This is a genomic window from Enterobacter sp. HSTU-ASh6, assembly GCF_026319105.1.
GTDB classification, from domain to species: Bacteria; Pseudomonadota; Gammaproteobacteria; order Enterobacterales; family Enterobacteriaceae; genus Enterobacter; species Enterobacter sichuanensis.
The window spans coordinates 152,594-174,378 of the sequence record NZ_WSPD01000010.1 but is presented as its reverse complement, the minus strand read 5'-3'; the positions used below and the strand labels follow the sequence as shown (position 1 = coordinate 174,378).

The window sequence follows — 21,785 nt, the reverse complement described above, 5'->3', positions numbered from 1 at the left end:
CATAAATTTAATTTAAATAAAACGTTTGTAGGCGGGAAAGAGGATATTACTTTGTTGCTGCCATTCCAGACTTCAGACCCGGTATAAAAAAACCGGGCGTAAAGCCCGGCTCTGTTTTCAGGCAACCCGGGTTCTATGCACTCAACCCGCGATTTTCCAGCATCGGTTCGATCTGCGGATCGTGTCCGCGCCAGTTACGATACAGTTCCGCTAAATCCGTGCTGTTTCCGCGAGACAAAATCGCCTCGCGGAATTTTTGCCCGTTCTCACGCGTTAAGCCGCCCTGTTCGACAAACCACTGGTAGCCATCATCCGCGAGCATTTGCGTCCACAGGTAGGCGTAATACCCCGCCGCGTAGCCGCCACCGAAAATATGGGCAAAATAGCTGCTGCGATAGCGCGGCGGTACAGCGGGCAGATCCAGCCCCTCTTTTTGCAACGCTGCCGTTTCAAATGCTTCCACGTCCGAAACGGCCTCACTGATGCCGTGCCAGTTCATGTCCAGCAGCGCGGCGCTCAGCAGTTCCGTCATATCATAGCCCTTGTTGAAATGCGTCGCGTTGAGCATGCTTTCCCGCAGCGCGTCCGGCATTGGTTCGCCGGTTTCGTAGTGGCGTGCATAGTGCGTAAAGACCTGCGGATGGCTGGCCCAGTGCTCATTGATTTGCGACGGGAATTCAACAAAATCACGCGGAGTATTGGTGCCAGAGAGCGTGGCGAAACGCTGGCTGGCAAACAGGCCGTGCAGTGTATGGCCAAACTCGTGGAAGAGCGTTACCACATCATCCCAGGAGAGGAGCGCGACACCGCCGTTCGCCGGTTTTTGGTAGTTACAGACATTATAGATAACCGGACGGGCCGCAAACTCGAACGATTGTTCGACGAAATTGCCCATCCAGGCGCCGCCCTGCTTGGAATCGCGCGCGAAGAAGTCGCCGTAAAACAGCGCCATGCCCTCACCGGTGTGGTCGAAAATTTCCCATACGCGAACGTCCGGGTGATAAACAGGGATATCGAAGCGCTCGACGAAGCGGATGCCAAACAGCTGGCTGGCTGCCCAGAACACGCCATCCTGCAGCACGGTATTGAGCGCAAAATAAGGCCTGATTTGCGACTCATCGAGGGCATATTTTGCCTGGCGCACGCGCTCCGCATAAAAGGCCCAGTCCCACGCCTGCACCGTAAAACCAGCCTGCTCGTCATCAATCACTTTCTGAATATCGGCCTGCTCGCGCTCCGCACGGGCGCGGGCGGCAGGCACAATACCGCGCATAAAGGCCAGCGCGGCGTCAGGGGTTTTCGCCATCTGATCCGCGGTACTCCAGCTGGCGTAATTCTCAAAGCCCAGCAGGCGAGCCTGACGGGCACGCAGCGCCGTGAGACGAAGGATCAGCTCGCGGGTGTCGTTTTCATCCCCTTTCTGGGTACGTGTCCAGCCAGCCCTGAAGAGATTTTCACGCGTCTGACGATTGCGCAGCGCTGCCAGCGCGGGCTGCTGGGTAGTGTTCAGAAGCGGGATCAGCCAGCGATCGTTAAGCCCTCTCTCTGCGGCTGCCTGTGCCGCGTCCGCGATCTCCGTTGCGCTGAGCCCGTCAAACTGGTGCGCATAATCCACCACCAGCCCACCGGTCTTATCGGCAGCCAGCAGACGTTGATTAAACTGGCTGGTCAGAGAGGCTGCCTCGGTATTCAGCGCCTTCAGCTCAGCTTTTTCTGTCTCATTCAGACGCGCCCCGGCCAGTATAAACCGCTGATACGTCTCCTCGACCAGCCGCCGGGATTCGGCGTCCAGCGCAGCACGGTCCTGCCAGACGCTCTCGACGCGGTCGAAGAGCGTATCATTCAGCCAGATATCGTTCGCCAGTGCGGCAAGTTCAGTGGAGAACTGTTCTTCCAGTTCCTGCAGGTACGCGTTGGTGTGCGCGGAGGTCATGGCGAAGAAAACGCTGCTGACGCGCGTGAGCATGACGCCGCTTTTCTCCAGCGCCAGCACGGTGTTATTGAAATCTGGCGCAGCGCGCTCAGCGACAATGGCCTCAATGTCCGCCCGCTTCTGGCGAAGCGCTTCATCGAAAGCCGGGCGATAGTGGCTGTCGTTGATTTCATCAAAACGGGGCGCCTGGTAAGGCAACAGACTGATGTCAAAAAAAGGATTGGTGGCCGCCATCTTTCACTCCTGAGTACGGGTTTCTTCCCAGAGTAGCCCCTGCAACGCTGTCATACAAATGTTGCCTTAACGCTCCCTCTGCGACCATGCTATGTTAGTACAACACAAAAAGCGTTGAGGAACAGTGAGATGATTATTTTAGTTACCGGGGCAACGGCAGGTTTTGGTGAAAGCATCACGCGTCGCTTCGTCGCCAACGGGCACAAGGTTATTGCGACCGGGCGCCGCCAGGAACGTTTGCAGGAGCTGAAAGACGAATTAGGCGACAGCATCCTGACCGCGCAGCTCGATGTGCGTAACCGCGCTGCCATTGAAGAGATGATTGCCAACCTGCCCGCTGAATGGCGCGCCATCGACGTGCTGGTCAACAATGCTGGTCTGGCGCTGGGCATGGAGCCCGCCCACAAAGCCAGCGTAGAAGACTGGGAAAACATGATCGACACCAACAACAAAGGGCTGGTGTACATGACCCGCGCGGTGTTGCCGGGGATGGTTGAGCGTAACCGCGGCCATATTATCAACATCGGCTCAACGGCCGGGAGCTGGCCTTACGCGGGCGGCAACGTTTATGGCGCGACGAAAGCGTTTGTACGCCAGTTCAGCCTTAACCTGCGCACCGATCTGCACGGCACCGCCATTCGTGTGACCGATATCGAGCCGGGTCTGGTGGGCGGCACCGAATTTTCCAATGTCCGTTTCAAAGGCGATGATGCGAAGGCAGATAAGACCTACGAAAATGCTAACGCGCTGACGCCGGAAGATGTCACCGAAACGGTCTGGTGGGTGGCGACGCTGCCAAAACACGTCAATATCAATACTGTCGAAATGATGCCCGTCAGCCAGAGTTTTGCCGGACTGAACGTCCATCGCGGCTAACCGTGCCCTTCCCGGCCTGCGGGCCGGGTCTGTTTCGGGTTATAAAAGAATGGTAGTATGTTCAGGCTAACTCTCTGAGAAATGACAACTCATGGCCGCTGAATCGCAACTTAATCCCACCCAGCCCGTCAACCAGCAAATCTATCGCATTTTGCGACGCGATATTGTTCATTGCCTGATCCCACCGGGGACGCCGCTTTCTGAAAAAGAGGTCTCCGTGCGGTTTGACGTCTCCCGGCAGCCGGTGCGGGAAGCGTTTATTAAGCTTGCGGAAAACGGTCTGATTCAGATCCGTCCCCAGCGCGGCAGTTACGTGAATAAGATTTCACTTTCTCAGGTTCGCAACGGGTGTTTCGTTCGTCAGGCCATTGAATGCGCGGTGGCGCGTCGTGCTGCAACGCTTATCAACGACAACCAGTGTTACCTGCTGGAGCAGAATCTGCATCAGCAGCGTATTGCGATTGACCGTAAACAGCTGAATGACTTCTTCCAGCTCGATGATGAATTCCACCAGAAACTGGCGCAGATTGCGGATTGCCAGCTCGCCTGGGACACCATCGAAAACATCAAAGCCACCATCGATCGCGTGCGGTATATGAGTCTCGATCACGTCTCGCCACCGGAAATGTTGCTCCGACAGCATCACGATATTTTCAGCGCGCTCGAAAAACGCGACCCGGACGCTGTGGAAAAAGCGATGACGCTGCATCTGCAGGAAATTAGCGAATCGGTGCAGCTTATTCGTCAGGAAAATAGCGAGTGGTTTAGCGAAGAGTAACATTCGCCGCCCCTTACGGGTGCGGCGAGTCATGCGTTCTCCTGCCCGGTTTTATTCCATCCAATGACGTTCGCGCTATATTCCCCTCTCTGCGATCGCTGCTCCTGCGAAATAAAGAAAAAAGTGTGAGTTTGATCAAAAACAAAAAACTGACCTGCGGACAGGCGTATTTATATGCCCCGTGAACGGCGTACCAGAAATAACGCCGTAACGACCAGGTTAGAGAGGAGAAAATACCATGATGACATACGACCGTAACCGCAATGCAATCACTACTGGCAGCCGCGTCATGATTAGCGGCACAAACCAGTTCGGCGTGATTAAAGCGATCCACAGTGACGGCCTCAATGCCGAGCAGGTGCGTCGTAGCAAAACCGTGGAAGTGGAAGGATGCGAAGGTAAGTTCGAACCGATTGAGCTGATTCGTCTGGGGATGCACTAACCTGTGTCCCTGCATGCCGCCGCGAGCGGCGGCATGTGCTGAACTACCGTTGCGACACGAACTGCGCCACGGTCGCTTTGGCGCCCTTCTGCAGTAACGTCTGATATGCCTTCATCACCGCATCCACAAAGTCAGCATCCTGCGGTAACGCTTTACCGAAGATAGCCTCAATGCCGAGCAGCGCATGCACCCGGCTTTCCCCTTCTTCACTGCCCTTCACCGCCGCCTGAATGACCGCCAGCTGCGGATCGCTCACCTCAATGGCCTTGCCCTGCTCATCCACGCCGCCGACATAGCGCATCCAGCCTGCGACACCCAGCGCCAGCAGCGGGAAAGGTTTCCGGTGCGCCAGATGCCAGCGAACGGAATCAAGCATCCGCTGCGGGAGCTTCTGGCTACCGTCCATCGCGATTTGCCACGTGCGGTGTCGCAGGGCCGGGTTGCTGTAGCGGGCGATCAGCAGATCGGCATAGCGACCTAAATCGACGCCTTTCACCTTCAGGGTTGGTGCCTGTTCGCCGATCATCAGCGCGTGCGCGGCAGCGCGGTAGTTCTCGTCTTCCATACACTCGTTGATATGTTGATACCCGGCCAGATACCCCAGATACGCCAGGAACGAGTGGCTGCCGTTGAGCATGCGCAGCTTCATCTCTTCAAACGGAATGACGTCAGCAACCAGCTCGGCACCGGCTTTTTCCCACTCAGGACGACCGGCGACAAAGTTATCTTCTATTACCCACTGGCGGAACGGTTCACAGGCCACCGCTGCAGGATCGCGAACGCCGGTCAGCTGCTCGATTTTATCCAGCGTATCGGGCGTGACCGCGGGCACGATGCGATCCACCATCGTTGACGGGAAGGTGACGTGGGTTTCGATCCAGTCCGCCAGCTCAGCGTCAACCGCCCGGGCGTAAGCGCAGGTGACGCTGCGCATCACATGGCCGTTCTCCGGCATGTTGTCGCACGACATCACACTAAATGCCGGCAGACCCGCCGCTTTGCGGCGCGCCAGCGCTTCCACCACCACACCCGGCGCGGATTTTGGCTGGTGCGGGTTTTGCAGGTCGGCGACGATAAACGGGTGATCGAGCATCAGTTGTCCGGTCGCCGGGGAATGGCAGTACCCTTTCTCGGTGATGGTCAGTGAGACAATCGCCACCTGCGGTTCGCACATTGCTGCCAGCACGCTCTCCAGCCCGTCAACCTGCGCATGCAGCGCCTTTTTGACTACGCCAACCACGCGGGAGGTCCATGCATCAGCGGACATTTCCGCCACCGTATAGAGGTTATCCTGCGCGTTAAGATCGGCGATCTGCTGCTCGCCGCCAATCAGGTTAACCTCGCAGTAGCCCCAGTCGCTGCCCTGTTCTGCCGCGAGTATGTCGGCATACACCGCCTGATGCGCCCGGTGAAAAGCGCCAAACCCTAAATGAACGATGCGTGCTTTGAGGCTGTCGCGATCGTACTGGGGCAGCGTCGCGTGGGCCTGCAATAACTTGTTTTCCATGATTAAGACTCGTTAATTAGAACGCTGTGGAGCGCTGCCGCATGTTGTTAAACGGCAGCGCCTGCTGACTACACCAACTAGAATGGCAGCTGGGGTAAACCATAACTGCCACCAACCATACTGATACTGCCGTTTGAGGTTTTGATTTATATTAACTTTTGCGCACGTGGTGTGACATAAAGAGAAAGTTGTGTGATATCTCACGAAAGATATAAACCACTAACGGCGCGAGGAGAGCGCTCCGTAACCCACTGTCTCTTCTGGCACCGTCTCCGCCGCGTCTTGCGCCGCGCTCAAATCACGGTCGCGCACTTCTGGCATCAGGATTGCCGAGACCAGCCCGATCGCGGAATAGGCCACCAGCATGGCAACAATCGGCCACCAGGAGCCGGTCATGTTACAAAAGATCCCTGCCAGTACCGGACCAAAACCTACTGCCACCAGACCACCCGCCTCTTTTGAGATAGCCATGCGGGTAAAGCGATTTCGCGAGCCAAACATCTCCGCCATGGTGATATTTTCCAGCGCAAACAGCCCCAGTACGGCGAAATTGTGGATAACGATGATCGAGAGCATGATCGTCCCCGGCGCGTAGCTTTTGTCGACGATGATCGACAGCATCGGATACGCGAGAAGAATGGCGGAGATATTGAGGATTATGTACGGCAGCCGACGGCCCACTTTATCGGAAAGCCAGCCCAGCAGCGGAATGGAGATAAACCCAAGAATGGAGCTGATCATCAGCGCATCGGTCGGGATGGCTTTATCGAACAGCAGTGTCTGAACCAGATAACCCGCCAGGAACGTCTGAATCAGGCCTGAATTCCCCGCCTGACCAAAGCGCAGGCCGGTCGCCAGCCAGAAGGATTTGCTTTTCACCATCGAGCCCAGCGAGGTGTCCGGCATCGCGGTTTCTTCTTCGTTAACTTTCTCAAACACCGGGCTCTCTTTCAGGTTCATACGGAGCCAGATGGCAAAGATCATCACCACAACGCTTGCAAGGAACGGCACGCGCCAGCCCCAGGCGAGCAGCTGTTCGCGGTCAAGGGCGAAGAACATAATGGCCCAGATAGCCGTTGCGCTCAGCGTCCCGCAGTTGGTGCCCATCGCCACCAGCGAGGAGATAATGCCGCGTTTACCTTTCGGCGCGTACTCCGCAAGCATCGTCCCCGCTCCGGAGATTTCCGCCCCGGCACCCAGTCCCTGAATAATGCGCAGCGTCACCAGCAGAACGGGGGCGAAAATTCCTATCTGGGCATAGGTCGGCAGGACGCCAATCAGCGTGGTACAGATCCCCATCATGGTAATGGTGATAAACAGTACTTTCTTACGGCCAATGCTGTCGCCCATTCGTCCGAAGATAAAGGCTCCGACGATGCGCGCAATATAGCCTGCGCCGTAGGTGCCCATCGCCAGGATCAGCGCCATCGCGGCGGATTGTTCCGGGAAGAAGATCTCATGGAAAACCAGGGCGGCCCCCAGCGAGTAAAGCTGGAAGTCCATAAATTCGAGCGCGGTACCCAGCCAGCCGGAAACGGCGGCTTTCACCAGATCGGAGGTGGTTCTTTGAGGTTGTACTTGCGTCATAATGGCTATCTCTGAAAGGTAAGATGCGTACCACTTAGCGCCTGTCTGCGCAGGCGCTTAACCGCGTAAATGATTATTGCCCGAACGTGAGCAAGACTTTGCAACACTGCCGCTGGTCTTTTTCAAACAGTTCAATGGCGTCTGTAACGTGGTGATAGTCAAAGGTATGGGTGATCAGTTTTTCCGGGTCGATCAGCCCTTTTTCCAGCCAGTCGATGACGACCGGGAATTTGTTGGCATTCAGGCGCGAGGAGAAGATCGCCAGCTCTTTGCCGGTAATGCCCTGCTGCACAATCTGGCTCGGCTCGCTGGAGAAGCCCATCAGCACAATGCGCGCCGCCGGAGAGGCCAGGGTTATCGCTTCCTGCAGAATCGACGGGTGACAGGCAGCATCAATGATTAATGTCGGCCTGATGCCTTTTTCGTCCAGCGCGACCTGCAACGACTGCTCGCCGTTATTGAAGACCCAGTCCGCGCCACTGCGCTGCGCCATTGCAAGGCGTTCATCTATACGGTCAACCACGATAACCTGCTTCACCTTATAAACGCCCTTCAGCGCCTGTACGGTGACCAGCCCCATCGGGCCTGCGCCATAGATCAGCGCAACGTCCTGTTCAGTGGGGCTGGCCTGCCCCGTCACGTTGGCGGCAATAGTGAAGGGCTCAACCATGACGGCATGGTTATCCGGGATTGCATCCGGAATTGGCCAGGCATTTTTAGCGGGCACGGTCGCATATTCACTAAAACCGCCGTCACGGTGTACGCCCAGTACCACCAGCGAGGTGCAGACGTTCGGTTTCCCGACGGAGCACGGATAGCAGTGCCCGCAGCTGATCACCGGGTCGACGGAGACGCGCTGGCCCAGGCGGGCGCTGTCGACACCCTCGCCCACGGCGTCGATCACGCCGAAAAACTCATGGCCGATCACGCGCGGATACTTCGCAAACGGGTTGTGCCCGCGGTAGATGTGGCTGTCTGAACCGCAGATGCCGGCTAGCCGGATGTTAACGCGGACCTCACCTGCGCCCGGTTCCGGGAGAGGACGCTCTTCAAGCACCAGTTCGTTCGGCTGTTGAATCACTACGCTTTTCATCGTTAGCTCCTCCATTACCAGTTCCACAGCGTCCCGTCTTCGAGACGGGCCACCGGCAGATAGGCGGGATCGTAGGGGTATTTCGCGGCCAGTTTTTCATCAAATTCGATGCCCAGCCCCGGCTTGTCGCCCGGATGCATATAGCCGTTATCAAAACGCCAGCTGTGCGGGAAGACTTCCAGCATCTGTTCGGAGTAGCCCATGTACTCCTGTACGCCAAAGTTCGGCACCCACAGGTCGAAATGCAGCGCGGCGGCATGACACACAGGCGACAGATCCGATGGGCCATGTGAACCGGTACGGACCTGGTAGAGCGAGGCGAAGTCCGCGATGCGACGCATCCCGGTGATCCCGCCCGCATGGGTAAGGGTGGTACGGATATAGTCGATAAGCTGCTCTTCAATAAGCTGCTTGCAGTCCCAGATGCTGTTAAACACCTCACCCACCGCAATTGGCGTGACGGTGTGCTGGCGGATAAGGCGGAAGCAGGCCTGGTTTTCCGCAGGCGTAGGGTCTTCCATCCAGAACATGCGGAATTCTTCAATGCTCTTGCCAAAACGGGCCGCTTCAATCGGCGTCAGGCGGTGGTGCATATCGTGCAGAAGATGTTCATTAAAGCCGAACTGGCTGCGCACCGCATCGAACAACTTCGGCGTGAAATCGAGGTATTTCTCGGTGGACCAGAGCTGCTCTTCTGGCCAGTCGCCTTTGGTCGCAGGCTCGTAGGCCAGCCCTTTCCCTTTGGCCATGCCGTAGGTGGTTTTCATGCCCGGCACGCCGCATTGCACGCGGATCGCCCTGAAGCCCATCTCTTTATGCCGGGCGTAATCTTCCAGCACGTCGTCAATGGTGTGCCCGGTGGTGTGGCAGTAGACCATGACCCCTTCCCGGGACGCGCCGCCCAGCAGCTGGTACAGGGGCATGTTGGCGGCTTTGGCTTTGATGTCCCACAGCGCCATATCCACCGCGGAGATAGCCGACATGGTGACCGGGCCGCGACGCCAGTAGGCGCCTTTATAGAAAAACTGCCAGATATCTTCAATGCGGTGTGCATCGCGGCCAATCAGCTGAGGGCACAGGTGATCTTTCAGATAAGAGGCCACGGAGAGCTCGCGTCCGTTCAGCGTGGCATCGCCCAGACCGACGATCCCCTCATCAGTGGTGATTTTAAGGGTGACAAAGTTACGTCCCGGACAGGTCACAAATACTTCAGCCCCGACAATCTTCATAATTCTTTTCCTTACATCGCGTGTTGTGATGTGGGAAATTTACGCAACTGAGCTACTACCATACAAGTATGATGATCAAAATATCCGCGTAGGATCACAAAACTGGGGCGCTCAGGCGCGCCCCCATCCTGCGACAATAATCAGCATGCCGCAAAGGGCGATCAGCGCCCCGGCCCAGTCGTATGCGCTGAGTTTGACGCCATCTACCACCCGTAACCACAGCAGCGCGGTGCAGACATAAACACCGCCGTAAGCCGCATAGACGCGACCGCTGGCCGCCGGATGCAACGTTAATAACCAGACAAACAGGGCCAGCGCGACCCCGGCCGGGATCAGCAACAGTGCGCTTCCCCCCTTCTTCAGCCAGAGCCAGGGCAGGAAGCAGCCGATGATTTCGCACAGCGCGGTGGCAAAAAAAAGCAGCGTTGTTTTGAGCATGTTTCACTTCAGGTGAGGATCCATTTAGACATGATACCTGATGATGCCCTTTACTTTTCCATACTTACCCCGCGGGTATGCCGTCATTTCGCTTTAGTGTAGAATCTGTACGGGGTAACTTGATTATCTGCACCCATTTAAAAGGAAACGCTATGACCACATTAAGCAAACGCCTTTGTCTGACAGCCCTGCTGGCGCTGTCATCGTTCGCCTTTGCCGCCTCTGCGACAGCGGAAACCAGCAAACTCATCATTGAGTCTGGTGACAGCGCGCAAAGCCGCCAGAACGCCGCCATGGACAAAGAACAATGGAATGACACCCGCAGCCTTCGCCAGAAGGTCAACAAACGTGCCGAAAAAGAGTGGGACAAAGAAGATGTCGCCTTTGACGCGCGCGATAAGTGTCAGCAAAGCGCAAACGTCAACGCCTACTGGGAGCCTAACACCCTGCGCTGCCTGGATCGCCGCACTGGCCGTACGGTAGCCCCATAATGTCGGCGCCCTGTGACGTAAAACTTCGTCCGCTGGAGCGTGAAGATCTGCGCTTTGTCCACCAGCTCGACAACAATGCCAGCGTGATGCGCTACTGGTTTGAAGAGCCCTACGAGGCGTTTGTCGAGCTGTCCGATCTTTACGACAAGCACATTCACGATCAGAGTGAGCGTCGTTTTGTGGTGGAGTGCGAAGGCGAAAAAGCCGGTCTTGTTGAGCTGGTTGAGATCAACCACGTTCACCGCCGGGCGGAGTTCCAGATCATTATTTCCCCTGAGCATCAGGGTAAAGGCCTTGCCTCACGTGCGGCGAAGCTGGCAATGGATTACGGATTCAACGTTTTGAATCTCTACAAGCTTTACCTGATTGTGGACAAAGAGAACGAGAAAGCGATCCATATCTACCGCAAGCTGGGCTTTATGGTGGAAGGCGAGCTGATTCACGAGTTCTTTATCAACGGTGAATACCGTAACACCATCCGCATGTGCATTTTCCAGCATCAGCACCTGGCCGGGCACAAACCGTCAGGCGCCAGCCTGCTGAAACCGACCGCGCAGTAACCTGCGCGGTTTTATTCTCAGTAGTATTCAATCGTATTTTTGATGGTGTATTTGCGCTCAACGGCGGGCTTGACGCTATCGTCCGTGATGATCAGGTCGCAGCTTACCGGGTTGTTGTGTCGGTCGTAGTCGCAGCTCTGCTTCACATTACCCAGCGGTTTGTCGTTCAGCATGCTGACTGCCGAGTAGTCCATTCTTTTGCGCAGATCCTTAGACGGTGTCGACTGGACGGACAGATGCTGATCCCCGGAAATGGTGGTTTTGCCCAGCGGGTAGCCATCGGCATCATAGCGATACTTCACTTCCATCTCTTTGCCGTGGGCCGCCACCACAAACCCGTTGTCGTCGGTATCCCACGTCACTCCGGCTGACGGCAGTTCGGCCAGCTGGCATTTCCCCTGCAGCTTCACTTTTCGCTGCTGGGTTTCCGCATCAAGGTAGTAATTGGCATCCAGTATCAGCGCCACGCCGGTATTGGCCTCCAGGTCGTGCAGCTCCAGCGTATCAAAACACCCTTCTGCCGATACGGTGCCGGTGACCCGTTTGGACACTTCGCCCTTTTCGTTGAACAGAGTCTGGGTAAAGTCTTTAACCGGGCCGCGCAGGGGATCGAAATCAAACTCGTTGGAAAAACTCGCCATCTCCGGCGTAAACGACAGCGGCGCGGAGTTGTTATCGCATCCCACCAGTGCTGCTGCCAGTAGCGTTATCGCTGCGTATTTCTTCACATTCATTTCCGTACAGGGAGATTATTCCCAATCATATTAGCAAATACAGTTGTTTACACGAAGCCTGCTAAAATTAATCTCTACACAGAGAAAAGGAGCTACAAATGAAACGGTTACCCTGGATTACCGCCCTGCTGTTAATGAGTGCCTCAACGGCCGCACTGGCGGCACCGGATTCCTGCGAGCGTGTGAAAAGCGACATTCAGCAAAAAATTATCAACAACGGCGTGCCGGAGTCCGGTTTTACGCTGAACATTGTACCGAACGATCAGGCCGACCAGCCGGATGCACAGGTGGTGGGTCATTGCGCTAACGATACCTTTAAAATCCTTTATACCCGCACAGGTAGCGGATCGGCGGCAGGCAGTCAGGACTCCGCGCCGACTGAACCGCAGTAATTTGCCTGCAATTCCCGTTGATTTGATGAGGATTAAGATCTAATCCCCCCAAATCAGTAACACTCACCCCATCATTAGCCCGGTTGTAATAACGGGAAAAATAATACGCAATTATAATGATGGGGTGAGCCATGTCCGATAGTGAACATCACGGCGGAATTAGCCGTCGAACACTCGTAAAATCTACCGCCATTGGTTCTCTGGCGCTTGCCGCCGGCGGTTTGTCGTTGCCCTTTGGCGTGAAACGTGCCGCCGCGGCCGTGCAAAACGCCATGAATGCTGCCGAAGATAAAGTGGTCTGGGGCGCCTGCTCGGTTAACTGCGGCAGCCGCTGTGCATTGCGTCTGCACGTCCGTGACGACGAAGTGTACTGGGTTGAAACGGATAATACCGGTGACGATATTTACGGTAACCATCAGGTGCGCGCCTGCCTGCGCGGACGTTCTATTCGCCGCCGCATTAATCATCCTGACCGTCTGAACTACCCGATGAAACGGGTGGGTAAACGCGGTGAAGGCAAATTCGAGCGCATCACGTGGGACGAAGCCCTCAATACCCTCACTGCCAGCCTGAAAGACGTCGTAGCCAAATACGGCAACGAAGCGGTTTACATCAACTACTCTTCCGGCATTGTCGGCGGCAATATTACCCGTTCCTCCCCTTATGCTTCACTGGTGGCGCGCCTGATGAACTGCTACGGCGGTTTCCTGAGCCACTACGGCACTTACAGCACGGCACAAATCGCCTGTGCGATGCCCTACACCTACGGCAGCAACGACGGCAACAGCACGTCTGACATCGAAAACACCAAACTGGTGGTAATGTTTGGCAATAACCCAGCGGAAACGCGCATGAGCGGTGGCGGGATTACGTACTATCTGGAGCAGGCTCGCGAGCGCTCCAGTGCGCGCATGATCGTCATCGACCCGCGCTACACTGACACCGCCGCTGGCCGCGAAGATGAGTGGATCCCCATCCGTCCGGGTACCGATGCCGCGCTGGTAGCCGGTATTGCGTGGGTATTGATCGCCGAAAACCTGGTCGACCAGCCGTTCCTGGATAAATACTGCGTGGGCTATGATGAGAAAACGCTGCCGGAAGGCGCACCCGCTAACGGCCACTACAAAGCGTATATTCTCGGTCAGGGTGATGACAAGACCGCGAAAACCCCTGAGTGGGCTTCCCGCATTACGGGCATACCCGCCGATCGCATTGTTAAGCTTGCCCGTGAAATCGGCTCCGCCAAACCGGCTTACATCTGCCAGGGTTGGGGACCCCAGCGCCAGGCAAACGGTGAACTGACCGCCCGCGCGATCGCGATGCTGCCTATCCTCACCGGAAACGTGGGGATCAACGGCGGTAACAGCGGCGCGCGTGAGTCGACATACACCATCACTATCGAACGTATGCCGCTGCCGGACAACCCGGTCAAAACGCAAATTTCCTGCTTCAGCTGGACGGATGCCATCGCTCGTGGACCGGAAATGACCGCCCTGCGCGACGGCGTGCGCGGGAAAGATAAGCTGGACGTGCCGATTAAGTTCATCTGGAACTACGCGGGCAATACCCTCATCAACCAGCACTCCGATATCAATAAAACCCACGATATCCTGCAGGATGAAAGCAAGTGCGAAATGATTGTCGTCATCGACAACTTTATGACCTCATCAGCGAAATATGCCGATATCCTGCTGCCGGATCTCATGACCGTTGAGCAGGAAGACATCATTCCGAACGATTACGCCGGGAACATGGGCTATCTGATTTTCCTCCAGCCCGTGACCGCGCCGAAGTTTGAGCGCAAGCCCATCTACTGGATCATGAGTGAAGTGGCGAAACGCCTTGGACCGGATATTCATCAGAAATTCACCGAAGGACGGACGCAGGCGCAGTGGCTGCAGTATCTGTATGCCAAAATGCTCGAAAAAGATCCCACACTGCCCTCCTATAACGAGCTGAAAAAAATGGGCATTTATAAGCGCAAAGATCCGAACGGGCACTTTGTGGCCTATAAAAAATTCCGCGAGAACCCGGAGGCCAATCCGCTGAAAACGCCGTCGGGCAAGATTGAAATTTATTCCAGCAAACTCGCGGAGATTGCCGCCACCTGGGAGCTGGAAAAAGATGAAACCATCAGCCCGCTGCCCGTCTACGCCTCGACCTTTGACGGCTGGGACGCGCCCGAACGCGAGCAGTTCCCGCTGCAGCTGTTTGGCTTCCACTTCAAAGCCCGTACCCACTCAAGCTATGGCAACGTCGACGTGCTGAAAGCGGCCTGTCGGCAGGAGGTATGGCTTAACCCGGTCGATGCCGAAAAACGCGGCATTAAGAACGGCGATATGGTGCGCGTCTTTAACGAACGCGGTGAAGTGCGAATTGAAGCGAAAGTCACACCGCGCATCATGCCCGGCGTGAGCGCCATGGGCCAGGGCGCCTGGCACGACGCCAGGATGAGCGGCGATCGTATTGACCACGGATCATGCATCAATACCCTGACCACGCACCGCCCGTCGCCGCTGGCAAAAGGCAACCCGCAGCACACCAATCTGGTGCAGATCGAAAAGGTTTAGCACGATCGTGGTTTATTATACGGTCAGTATTCTTGATTAACACAGCCGCGCGGGCGCAATCCGCGCGAGCAAGGAAGGTTTAATGAAAGACGTCTCACCGCGTGAATCGTTCGCGTTCAGCGCCCGCGTACTGGGCGCGCTGTTTTATTTTTCACCCGACAGCGAGCAGGCCGCGCCGCTGGTGCAGGCCCTTACCACGGGTGAATGGGTTCAGGACTGGCCGCTGCCACCGGAAACGCTGCAGCCCCTTGCCGAAACCTTTGCCGCCCCAGCCGATGAGCCGCTGACGGACGCCTGGCAACGGCTGTTTATTGGCCCTTATGCCCTGCCCGCACCGCCGTGGGGCTCCGTCTGGCTGGACCGCGAATCGGTGCTGTTTGGCGACTCGACCCTCGCGCTGCGCCAGTGGATGCGAGAAAACGGCATTGCTTTTGAGATGCAGCAAAATGAACCGGAAGATCATTTCGGTACCCTGCTGCTGCTGGCGGCGTGGCTGGCCGAGAATGGTCGCGAAGCGGAGTGCGATCGGCTTCTGGCGTGGCATCTTCTGCCGTGGAGTACCCGTTTCCTCTCGGTGTTTGTCGACAACGCCGGGCATCCGTTTTATACCGCGCTGGGCAAACTCGCGCAGCTGACGCTGGCGGACTGGCGTTCCGCGTTGCTTGTTCCGGTTGCGGAAAAGACGCTGTATCGCTAAGGGGTACGGCTTGCTCGCGGCTGGCGGGCAAGCCTGGGTTTGGTTTATACCTCTCCACCCGATTCACTCGCACTCTCTTTGCTTTGAATGAACCGAAGTGCCAGATAGAGGTCTGGTGCCAGAATCATGTCATCATCATTCATTGTTGGCCGGCTGTCTTTAAACCAGCGCGTTAATTCTGTTTTCCTGCCCGCAAGAATTAACGTAACCTGCCGAGCTTTCAGGTCGCGCTTTAACTCATTTATGGTTGCCAGAACACTGATGTCTGAATAGGTGAAGCAAGCCACGGCATCAATAATCACCCATTTAGGCTGTAATGCTGCACCATCAACTAAGTTCAAAACCCGGCGTTTAAAATAAGCCACATTAAAATAGGTCAAGGGTGAGTTAAACCGATACATCAGCACACCCGGGACCATTTTAATATCGGTGGTATTGCCTAATGAGTGAATCATGCCATCTTCGTCAGTGCCCAGTAAGTGCTCGGAGGGACGAAAGACGGTACGCAGGAACTGTAACAGGCCAAGCAACACCGCGAGGCCGATCCCCTGGATAACGCCGATAATTAACACACAGCCAAACGTGAAGAAGGCCAGGCGAAAGGCCTGTTTATTTCGCCGTCTCAGGTTCCAAAGCCCACGTAAATCAATCAATGACCACGATGCATACATTAGAACAATCCCTAACGCCGAAACCGGAATAAACTGCAGTGGCTGAGTGAAAAATACCACGACGATACCGATGATTAAGGCGGCGACCACGGAAACCAGCTGGCTTTTCCCCCCAACTGAATCATTCACCGCGGTCCGGGAATCGGCGCCACTGATAGCAAACCCCTGAGATAATCCCGCCATCAGGTTCGCAATACCCAGCGCCCGGAACTCGGCATCCGCATTAATTTCATAGCCATTTTTCGCGGCGAAACTGCGGGCGGTCAGCATCAGACTCACAAAACTGACCAACGCCAGGTTCAGCGCCGGGATCACCAAATCACGCATCGGACCAGGCTGGAACGTCTCCCAGTGAACAACGGGCAAACCAGGCTGGAAACCGTCTCCCCCAATGGTGGCAATACCGTACTGTTGTGCAGATGTCCCCCAGACCAGTAACGTCGTCAGAACAATGGCAATCAAAGGTGCGGGCCAGTGGCTGCGGTACGTTTTGATAGCCATTAAAATAGCGAGCGTTAAAAGTGATATTCCTGCGGTTAAAAAATGGCTGTCTGAAATGCGGCCTGGCAAGGCGATGATTTTCTCGATAACCTGCGCCTCATCAAGCTTGATCCCTAAAACCTTGCCGATTTGCCCGACAATAATCGTCACGGCTACGCCATTCAGCAAACCGGTAAGAATGGGATGAGAAAGCAGATCGGCAAGCGCGCCGAGGCGAAATTTACTGGCAAGCAGACACCATCCGCCCATCATCAACGTCATGACGATCGTCAGTTGCCAGTGCAGTTCAGGATTTCCCGCCGAAAGAGGAAACACCACGGCCGCAATCACCGCACAGGTTGTGGCATCAGGGCCGACAATAAGCTGACGTGAAGAGCCAAACAGTGCATACGCTATCATCGGTAAAACGCAGGAGTACAGCCCGACTATGGCCCCAACCCCCGCCAGCTCCGCATAAGCAATCGCAACCGGTAGCGCGACAGCCGCGACGGATAACCCGGCTTTAACATCATGTTTTAGCCAGCTTTTATCGTAGGCTAACAAATTTTGCAGGCCCGGCATGTAGCTTAAAAAATACTTTCCGAACACGTTATTCTCCGGAGATTAATATTACCCGCGAAATGTTGGCACACTTTTAAGTGAGGTTCTGGCTTTCAAATGCTCCGGACGGAGGCCCCGCCGCTCGGGCCATATAAACACTTAACTATTTTGATATTCTGACTGGTGTTAAACATAGTTCAAAAACTACTGCTTAGCCGGGGTTGTACCTGCCGGATGCTGCCGTGCTGCACGCGGACGACGGATGGGTGGAATCGACAGCACGGGAGCCGATGATCTAACAGGTTTGTGGTTCGGTATGAGGAGTCTTGAGAAAAAGTTAAGCCCAGAAGATTGTCTGCTTAGTGCCAGGAGTGGACGGTGAGCAGATTAACTTCCGCCCCGTATAGATATTTCTTATCAGCCATGCATCTCATATCTTCAGTTCAGATTAAACTGGACAATTAAACGCATAGTCTGAGATGCCTGAAAGAAATATAATCAATCATCTGGTCGCACACTTCTGTCAGAAGGTATGTCATGAACTCAGTAAACCTGCAAAAAATGTATCTTGCTGCAAATGAGAACACCCTCGCAATGTGGCTGAAAAATGCAGGGATTGGGAAGGCCAGAGAAGAAAACTACTACGATCCGCTTAAACTTGCTCTTGCAGCAGGCATTAAGCCTCCTGTGTCCGGTTCTGTCTCACATCTTATTGAGGAAATGAAAAGGCTCACAAAGGATGATCCGCTTGCCGATACGCTGCCAACACAGGGTTTCCATTTCACTTTCTTACCCCTGACACTACCACTGTATAACGTAAACGAACAATTGCCAGAGAAAATGGAGCAATTGACAAATATCTGGACAGAATTTCATGCGAAAAAAATTGTTATCAAAGATCTCCGGTTAGTTGCGTTGCCCAGCCAGTTGTTGCTTGCTGGGATCCCTGAACGTGCTGCGATAGATCTGCGCCAGTCGTTTTGCGAAAAGGTTCTGGATTCACACTGGAAAAAAGAGTTGCTAATGCGACATACCGGCAGCCCTTTACCAGCACCATTCTGGCACAGCACACTTCTGCGCTACAGCGCTGCTTTTTTACCCGTAACCCTACGTCAATTTTTTATTGAACGTCAGGCTCTTAATTTCGGCAATGTTTCGGGAGAATTGATATTAGTGAAGGTCAATTACAACTGGACAAAATGTTATCCATTAAAGAGTTAACTGAGACGTTGTAGTCGTATGCCAAAAAGTCTTCCGCCACATATGCTAGCGTAATAGCCGGAAGCCGAATGAGTTTAAGTCCGCTTCTCGCTCACACCATACCTACACCCCTCGCAACTTCCCTCTTCTCTCGTCCCTCTTCTTTCCGCCAAACCTTGATAAAATAATGTCCATCCAACACACAGACTTGCTACAAAACATCGACGATGATCAGTGATGTGCTGCAACTGAGGATAACGCGCTAGCCAACGTCGCCTAAAGGCATCATACTTTTCCCGATCAAATACGGGCGTCGGTCTTAAACGCAGCTCAAACCGGTCATTAAGACCATAGGGAGCAATGACCTCGATGAGATCGTTATCGCCCAGTCTGACGGCCACGGCCGTCGCAGTTTCAGGCCAGTACAATAGCGCATTTTCTGTTGAGTGATAGGCCGCCCCGCCATCTAAACCGGAGCGGCTTAAATTACCGTAATTACCCCCTCAAAACCGCAAGCCGCTTTTTCTTAAGATGTTCTTCATTCACTGCCGATACAGTTACCACTGTGAAAATTCTACTTATTGAAGACGACCTGGATCTCGGCAATGGCGTACGTATCGCCCTCTCCGATCAAGGCTTTGACGTTATATGGGTTCGCCGGAAAGAGGATGCGCTGCATCAGCTTGACGTCTGCGTGCCTGAGCTTGTTTTACTCGACTTAGGGCTGCCCGATGGCGATGGCATGAGCCTGATGACGCGTTTGCGCCAGCAGCTTAAGGGCATCCCCGTTATCATCCTGACGGCGCGAGGAACGTTGCAGGATCGCCTGTACGGGCTGGATGCGGGCGCAGACGACTATCTCGTCAAACCCTTTGTTCTCGCCGAGCTGCTGGCAAGGGTGAGAGCCCTTGCGCGACGCAGTTACGGTTTTGAAAATGAGGCAATAGAAATTCGCGGGCTGTCGCTTCATGTGCCGACGCGTCGCGTGACGGTGAGCGCGCGCCACGTTGACCTGACGGCCAGTGAATACGCCCTGCTTGAAACGCTGATGCTGCGCGCTGACCGCGTGCTAACGCGCCGGTTCCTGGAAGAAAGGATCTTCGGCAACAAAGAAAACCTCAGCAATGCGCTCGACGTGCATATGGGTAATTTGCGGCGAAAAATTGGCGACGGTTACGTGCGAACGGTACGGGGCGTCGGGTATGTCATTGATACCGTCTCTGTCCAGAAGGTGACCGGTTAATGCGAAACTTTTGGTCCCACCTGCGACACCCCACGCTGGTGCGGCGAATTATCATCGCCCAGATGCTGTTGCTTACGCTGCTGTGGTGTCTTTTTTTAACCTTCATTCTGTGGGAGGACCTGCGCAGTCCTCCCATCCTCACGGGCAGTAAAACCTACGAAACCCTTTTTACCCTGGTTGAGCGGATGGACGAACGCCCGCAGGATCGCACCGCGGTGCTCGAAGCCTTTAGCCAGGCGCTGCGCGAAGGCTATGGCGGCGGTGAAGATCCCGTGCTGTCGATTAACCTTATCGTGCGCAAGAACAATGATGTTATTTTTGCCTCCGACGGCGCGCCCTCTGGGATAACAAACACCCGGTTCGGGGAACTGGAGCGCGTTCAGAGTGACGATCGTACCTGGACCAGCCGCACCCTTAAGTCCCCTCACTCCGACGTGGAGGTCACCCTCTTCACGCCAGCCAGCGGCTGGAACTTCTTTATCTACCTGAACTCGCGGGGTTACTACATCCTGCCGCTGCTGGTCTGCTTCCCTTTTCTGCTGTTTCCCGCGTGGCTGTCGATCCGCATTGCGATGCGCCCCTGGAACCGGGTGGTCAGTGAAATTACGTTACGCACGCCTGACGATCTCTCCCCTTTAAAGGCCGTCCCCAAACACAGGGAGCTTCGCCAGATGGTGGATGCGATCAATGATTTCCTTGCCCGGGTGCGTGAAAGCGCTGAGCGGGAACGGGTTTTCATTGCCGATGCGGCGCACGAGCTGCGTACTCCCCTCGCAGCGATGCGCATCAACGTGGAGGCGCTGCAGTCCTGGGTCATCAGCGAGAGCCAACAGGAGCTGCTTGCGGGGGTTATTCGCAGCAACAGCCGTGCTGCGCGTCTCGTCAATCAGCTGCTGCTGATGATGCACAGCGAAGCGCGCATTGACACCGAGATGGAGCCGGTGCCGCTGACAACTCTCATTCAGGAGCGCATGGCCGAGCTGGAGCCGTTAGCCTCTGCGCGCAGGATTGAGCTGGAGTTCTTCTCGCAGGATGACATCTGGATCGCGGGCGTCAGGGAACGCCTGGTGTCGCTGATTGATAACCTGATTGAGAATGCGGTGAAGTACAGTCCTGAAGGGGGGCGGATTCAGGTCGACGTACGCGCACTCGATGGCTGCACGCAGCTGCGTGTCTCGGATGCGGGGCCCGGTATTGCGCCTGAACTGCGGGAACGTGTGTTCGACCGTTTTTTCCGCGACCCGAATCAGATGCAAAGCGGAAGCGGTCTGGGGCTTGCCATCGTCAAAGCGGTGGCGCAGCAGCACAACAGCCGCGTTAACCTGAGTCCATCCGCTGAAGGCGGCCTGATGGTGACGGTTGACTTCCCCAACCGCACGTTTAGCTAAACCAGAACAGGGTGTTTGATCGCAAATGCCGCAGATTGCTTCAAAAAAAAAACCGTATTTGTTATATTGTTGTTTATTGCTTATTCACCTCTGCGGTGCCAAAAAGAACAAGATTCACCGCAACCCAGGATACAAAAATGTTAGATTACCGCTTCCCGACAGCTTTGCAGATGGTTCTCAGCGTAGCGATGGCGGAGCAATTGGGCGAACGTTCAACGAGTGCGATTCTGGCCTACGGCCTGGAAGCGAACCCGAGCTTCATCCGCAAATTAATGGTTCCGCTCACGCGTGACGGCATTATCGTCTCAACGCTTGGCCGCAATGGCTCCATTCATCTTGGTCGCCCGCCGGAAGAGATCACCCTGCGCGATATCTACCTTTCGGTCATCGAAGATAAAAAACTGTGGGCGTTGCGCCCTGACGTGCCGGCCCGCTGCGTGGTCAGCGCTAACGCGTGCTGGTACTTTAAATCAATTTCCGAAGAGGCCGAGCAGGCGTCGTTAGCCGTACTGGCCCGCCACACCGTAGCAAGCGCGCTGGAAGCGGTGAAAAACGCCGACAGCAGCGGATGGGATCCGCTCCCCGATCTTATCGCCCAGTATCAAAAAACATCGTAATAATTTACCTGGTACAAAAAAAACCGCCTTCACTGTGAAGGCGGTTTTTTATTAACTGCAACGT

At 55.3% G+C, this 21,785-nt stretch carries 20 protein-coding genes and 1 pseudogene; 12 read left to right on the top strand and 9 right to left on the bottom strand.

Annotated elements, in window-relative coordinates; genetic code table 11:
* Window positions 1–133: 133 nt before the first annotated feature.
* A complete protein-coding gene (gene dcp / locus GM298_RS14515; protein ID WP_262783871.1) occupies window positions 134–2,167 on the bottom strand; it encodes a peptidyl-dipeptidase Dcp in 2,034 nt (677 codons plus the stop codon).
* Window positions 2,168–2,296: 129 nt separating this feature from the next.
* Here dcp and ydfG point away from each other — a divergent pair, with 129 nt between their 5' ends.
* The 3 genes from ydfG to ydfZ all read left to right on the top strand — a co-directional run bounded on the left by ydfG (window position 2,297) and on the right by ydfZ (window position 4,263).
* Window positions 2,297–3,043 carry a bifunctional NADP-dependent 3-hydroxy acid dehydrogenase/3-hydroxypropionate dehydrogenase YdfG gene (ydfG, locus tag GM298_RS14510; RefSeq protein WP_025757989.1) on the top strand — a complete coding sequence of 249 codons (747 nt, stop codon included), beginning with the start codon at window positions 2,297–2,299 and terminating at the stop codon, window positions 3,041–3,043.
* A 91-nt stretch (window positions 3,044–3,134) separates the two neighbouring features.
* Complete coding sequence (locus GM298_RS14505) at window positions 3,135–3,821, top strand: GntR family transcriptional regulator (RefSeq protein WP_025757990.1); 687 nt, start codon at window positions 3,135–3,137, stop codon at window positions 3,819–3,821.
* A gap of 238 nt (window positions 3,822–4,059) precedes the next feature.
* Window positions 4,060–4,263: a putative selenium delivery protein YdfZ gene (gene ydfZ / locus GM298_RS14500; protein ID WP_025757991.1), complete on the top strand. Its 204-nt coding sequence runs from the start codon at window positions 4,060–4,062 to the stop codon at window positions 4,261–4,263.
* A gap of 43 nt (window positions 4,264–4,306) precedes the next feature.
* On the opposite strand, the gene GM298_RS14495 is transcribed toward ydfZ, so the two are convergent.
* The 5 genes from GM298_RS14495 to GM298_RS14475 all read right to left on the bottom strand — a co-directional run bounded on the left by GM298_RS14495 (window position 4,307) and on the right by GM298_RS14475 (window position 10,117).
* Window positions 4,307–5,770 (bottom strand): mannitol dehydrogenase family protein, encoded by a 1,464-nt coding sequence (locus GM298_RS14495; RefSeq protein WP_128339591.1) that lies wholly within the window; start codon window positions 5,768–5,770, stop codon window positions 4,307–4,309.
* Window positions 5,771–5,989: 219 nt separating this feature from the next.
* Window positions 5,990–7,357 carry an MFS transporter gene (locus GM298_RS14490; protein ID WP_047958476.1) on the bottom strand — a complete coding sequence of 456 codons (1,368 nt, stop codon included), beginning with the start codon at window positions 7,355–7,357 and terminating at the stop codon, window positions 5,990–5,992.
* Between the two features lie 73 nt (window positions 7,358–7,430).
* Window positions 7,431–8,450: a Zn-dependent oxidoreductase gene (locus tag GM298_RS14485; protein ID WP_025757994.1), complete on the bottom strand. Its 1,020-nt coding sequence runs from the start codon at window positions 8,448–8,450 to the stop codon at window positions 7,431–7,433.
* Window positions 8,451–8,464: 14 nt separating this feature from the next.
* Window positions 8,465–9,679, bottom strand: coding sequence for a D-mannonate dehydratase ManD (gene manD / locus GM298_RS14480; RefSeq protein WP_047958474.1), 1,215 nt, complete (start codon window positions 9,677–9,679; stop codon window positions 8,465–8,467).
* 111 nt (window positions 9,680–9,790) lie between these two features.
* Window positions 9,791–10,117 (bottom strand): YnfA family protein, encoded by a 327-nt coding sequence (locus GM298_RS14475; RefSeq protein WP_025757996.1) that lies wholly within the window; start codon window positions 10,115–10,117, stop codon window positions 9,791–9,793.
* Between the two features lie 152 nt (window positions 10,118–10,269).
* On the opposite strand from GM298_RS14475, the gene GM298_RS14470 reads away from it, so the two are divergent.
* Together GM298_RS14470 and speG are read left to right on the top strand one after the other, a co-directional pair.
* A complete protein-coding gene (locus GM298_RS14470; protein ID WP_008502414.1) occupies window positions 10,270–10,608 on the top strand; it encodes a DUF1283 family protein in 339 nt (112 codons plus the stop codon).
* Window positions 10,608–11,168, top strand: coding sequence for a spermidine N1-acetyltransferase (gene speG, locus GM298_RS14465; protein WP_023311549.1), 561 nt, complete (start codon window positions 10,608–10,610; stop codon window positions 11,166–11,168). The genes GM298_RS14470 and speG overlap by 1 nt, the downstream gene beginning before the upstream one ends.
* A gap of 17 nt (window positions 11,169–11,185) precedes the next feature.
* Here the strand turns inward: speG and GM298_RS14460 are convergent, their stop codons facing one another.
* The gene (locus GM298_RS14460) at window positions 11,186–11,896 is read right to left on the bottom strand and encodes a YnfC family lipoprotein (protein WP_266154338.1); all 711 of its coding nucleotides are present in this window, start codon (window positions 11,894–11,896) and stop codon (window positions 11,186–11,188) included.
* A gap of 104 nt (window positions 11,897–12,000) precedes the next feature.
* Between GM298_RS14460 and GM298_RS14455 the strand changes: the two genes are divergently transcribed.
* From GM298_RS14455 to dmsD, 3 genes are all read left to right on the top strand, one after another.
* Window positions 12,001–12,294: a DUF1161 domain-containing protein gene (locus GM298_RS14455; RefSeq protein WP_095440751.1), complete on the top strand. Its 294-nt coding sequence runs from the start codon at window positions 12,001–12,003 to the stop codon at window positions 12,292–12,294.
* Between the two features lie 131 nt (window positions 12,295–12,425).
* A complete protein-coding gene (gene ynfE, locus GM298_RS14450; RefSeq protein WP_266154336.1) occupies window positions 12,426–14,864 on the top strand; it encodes a selenate/tellurate reductase subunit YnfE in 2,439 nt (812 codons plus the stop codon).
* Between the two features lie 82 nt (window positions 14,865–14,946).
* Entirely contained in the window at window positions 14,947–15,561 is a 615-nt protein-coding gene (gene dmsD, locus GM298_RS14445; RefSeq protein ID WP_266154335.1) for a Tat proofreading chaperone DmsD, read from the top strand.
* A 44-nt stretch (window positions 15,562–15,605) separates the two neighbouring features.
* On the opposite strand, the gene GM298_RS14440 is transcribed toward dmsD, so the two are convergent.
* On the bottom strand, window positions 15,606–17,321 hold the full coding sequence (locus GM298_RS14440) for a SulP family inorganic anion transporter (RefSeq protein ID WP_047958469.1): 1,716 nt from the start codon (window positions 17,319–17,321) through the stop codon (window positions 15,606–15,608).
* A gap of 489 nt (window positions 17,322–17,810) precedes the next feature.
* Here GM298_RS14440 and GM298_RS14435 point away from each other — a divergent pair, with 489 nt between their 5' ends.
* Window positions 17,811–18,494, top strand: a complete 684-nt coding sequence (locus GM298_RS14435) for a hypothetical protein (protein WP_045284864.1) — start codon at window positions 17,811–17,813, stop codon at window positions 18,492–18,494.
* A gap of 221 nt (window positions 18,495–18,715) precedes the next feature.
* Here GM298_RS14435 and GM298_RS14430 read toward each other — a convergent pair.
* Window positions 18,716–18,940 (bottom strand): annotated as a pseudogene (locus GM298_RS14430) (nucleotidyltransferase family protein); the annotation flags it as partial.
* Window positions 18,941–19,038: 98 nt separating this feature from the next.
* Between GM298_RS14430 and GM298_RS14425 the strand changes: the two are divergent.
* The 3 genes from GM298_RS14425 to GM298_RS14415 all read left to right on the top strand — a co-directional run bounded on the left by GM298_RS14425 (window position 19,039) and on the right by GM298_RS14415 (window position 21,721).
* Entirely contained in the window at window positions 19,039–19,716 is a 678-nt protein-coding gene (locus tag GM298_RS14425; protein ID WP_025760259.1) for a response regulator transcription factor, read from the top strand.
* Window positions 19,716–21,104 (top strand): sensor histidine kinase, encoded by a 1,389-nt coding sequence (locus GM298_RS14420; RefSeq protein ID WP_266154333.1) that lies wholly within the window; start codon window positions 19,716–19,718, stop codon window positions 21,102–21,104. Before GM298_RS14425 ends, GM298_RS14420 begins: the two co-directional genes overlap by 1 nt.
* 137 nt (window positions 21,105–21,241) lie before the next feature.
* The gene (locus GM298_RS14415; protein ID WP_266154332.1) at window positions 21,242–21,721 is read left to right on the top strand and encodes an RrF2 family transcriptional regulator; all 480 of its coding nucleotides are present in this window, start codon (window positions 21,242–21,244) and stop codon (window positions 21,719–21,721) included.
* Window positions 21,722–21,785 lie beyond the last annotated feature (64 nt).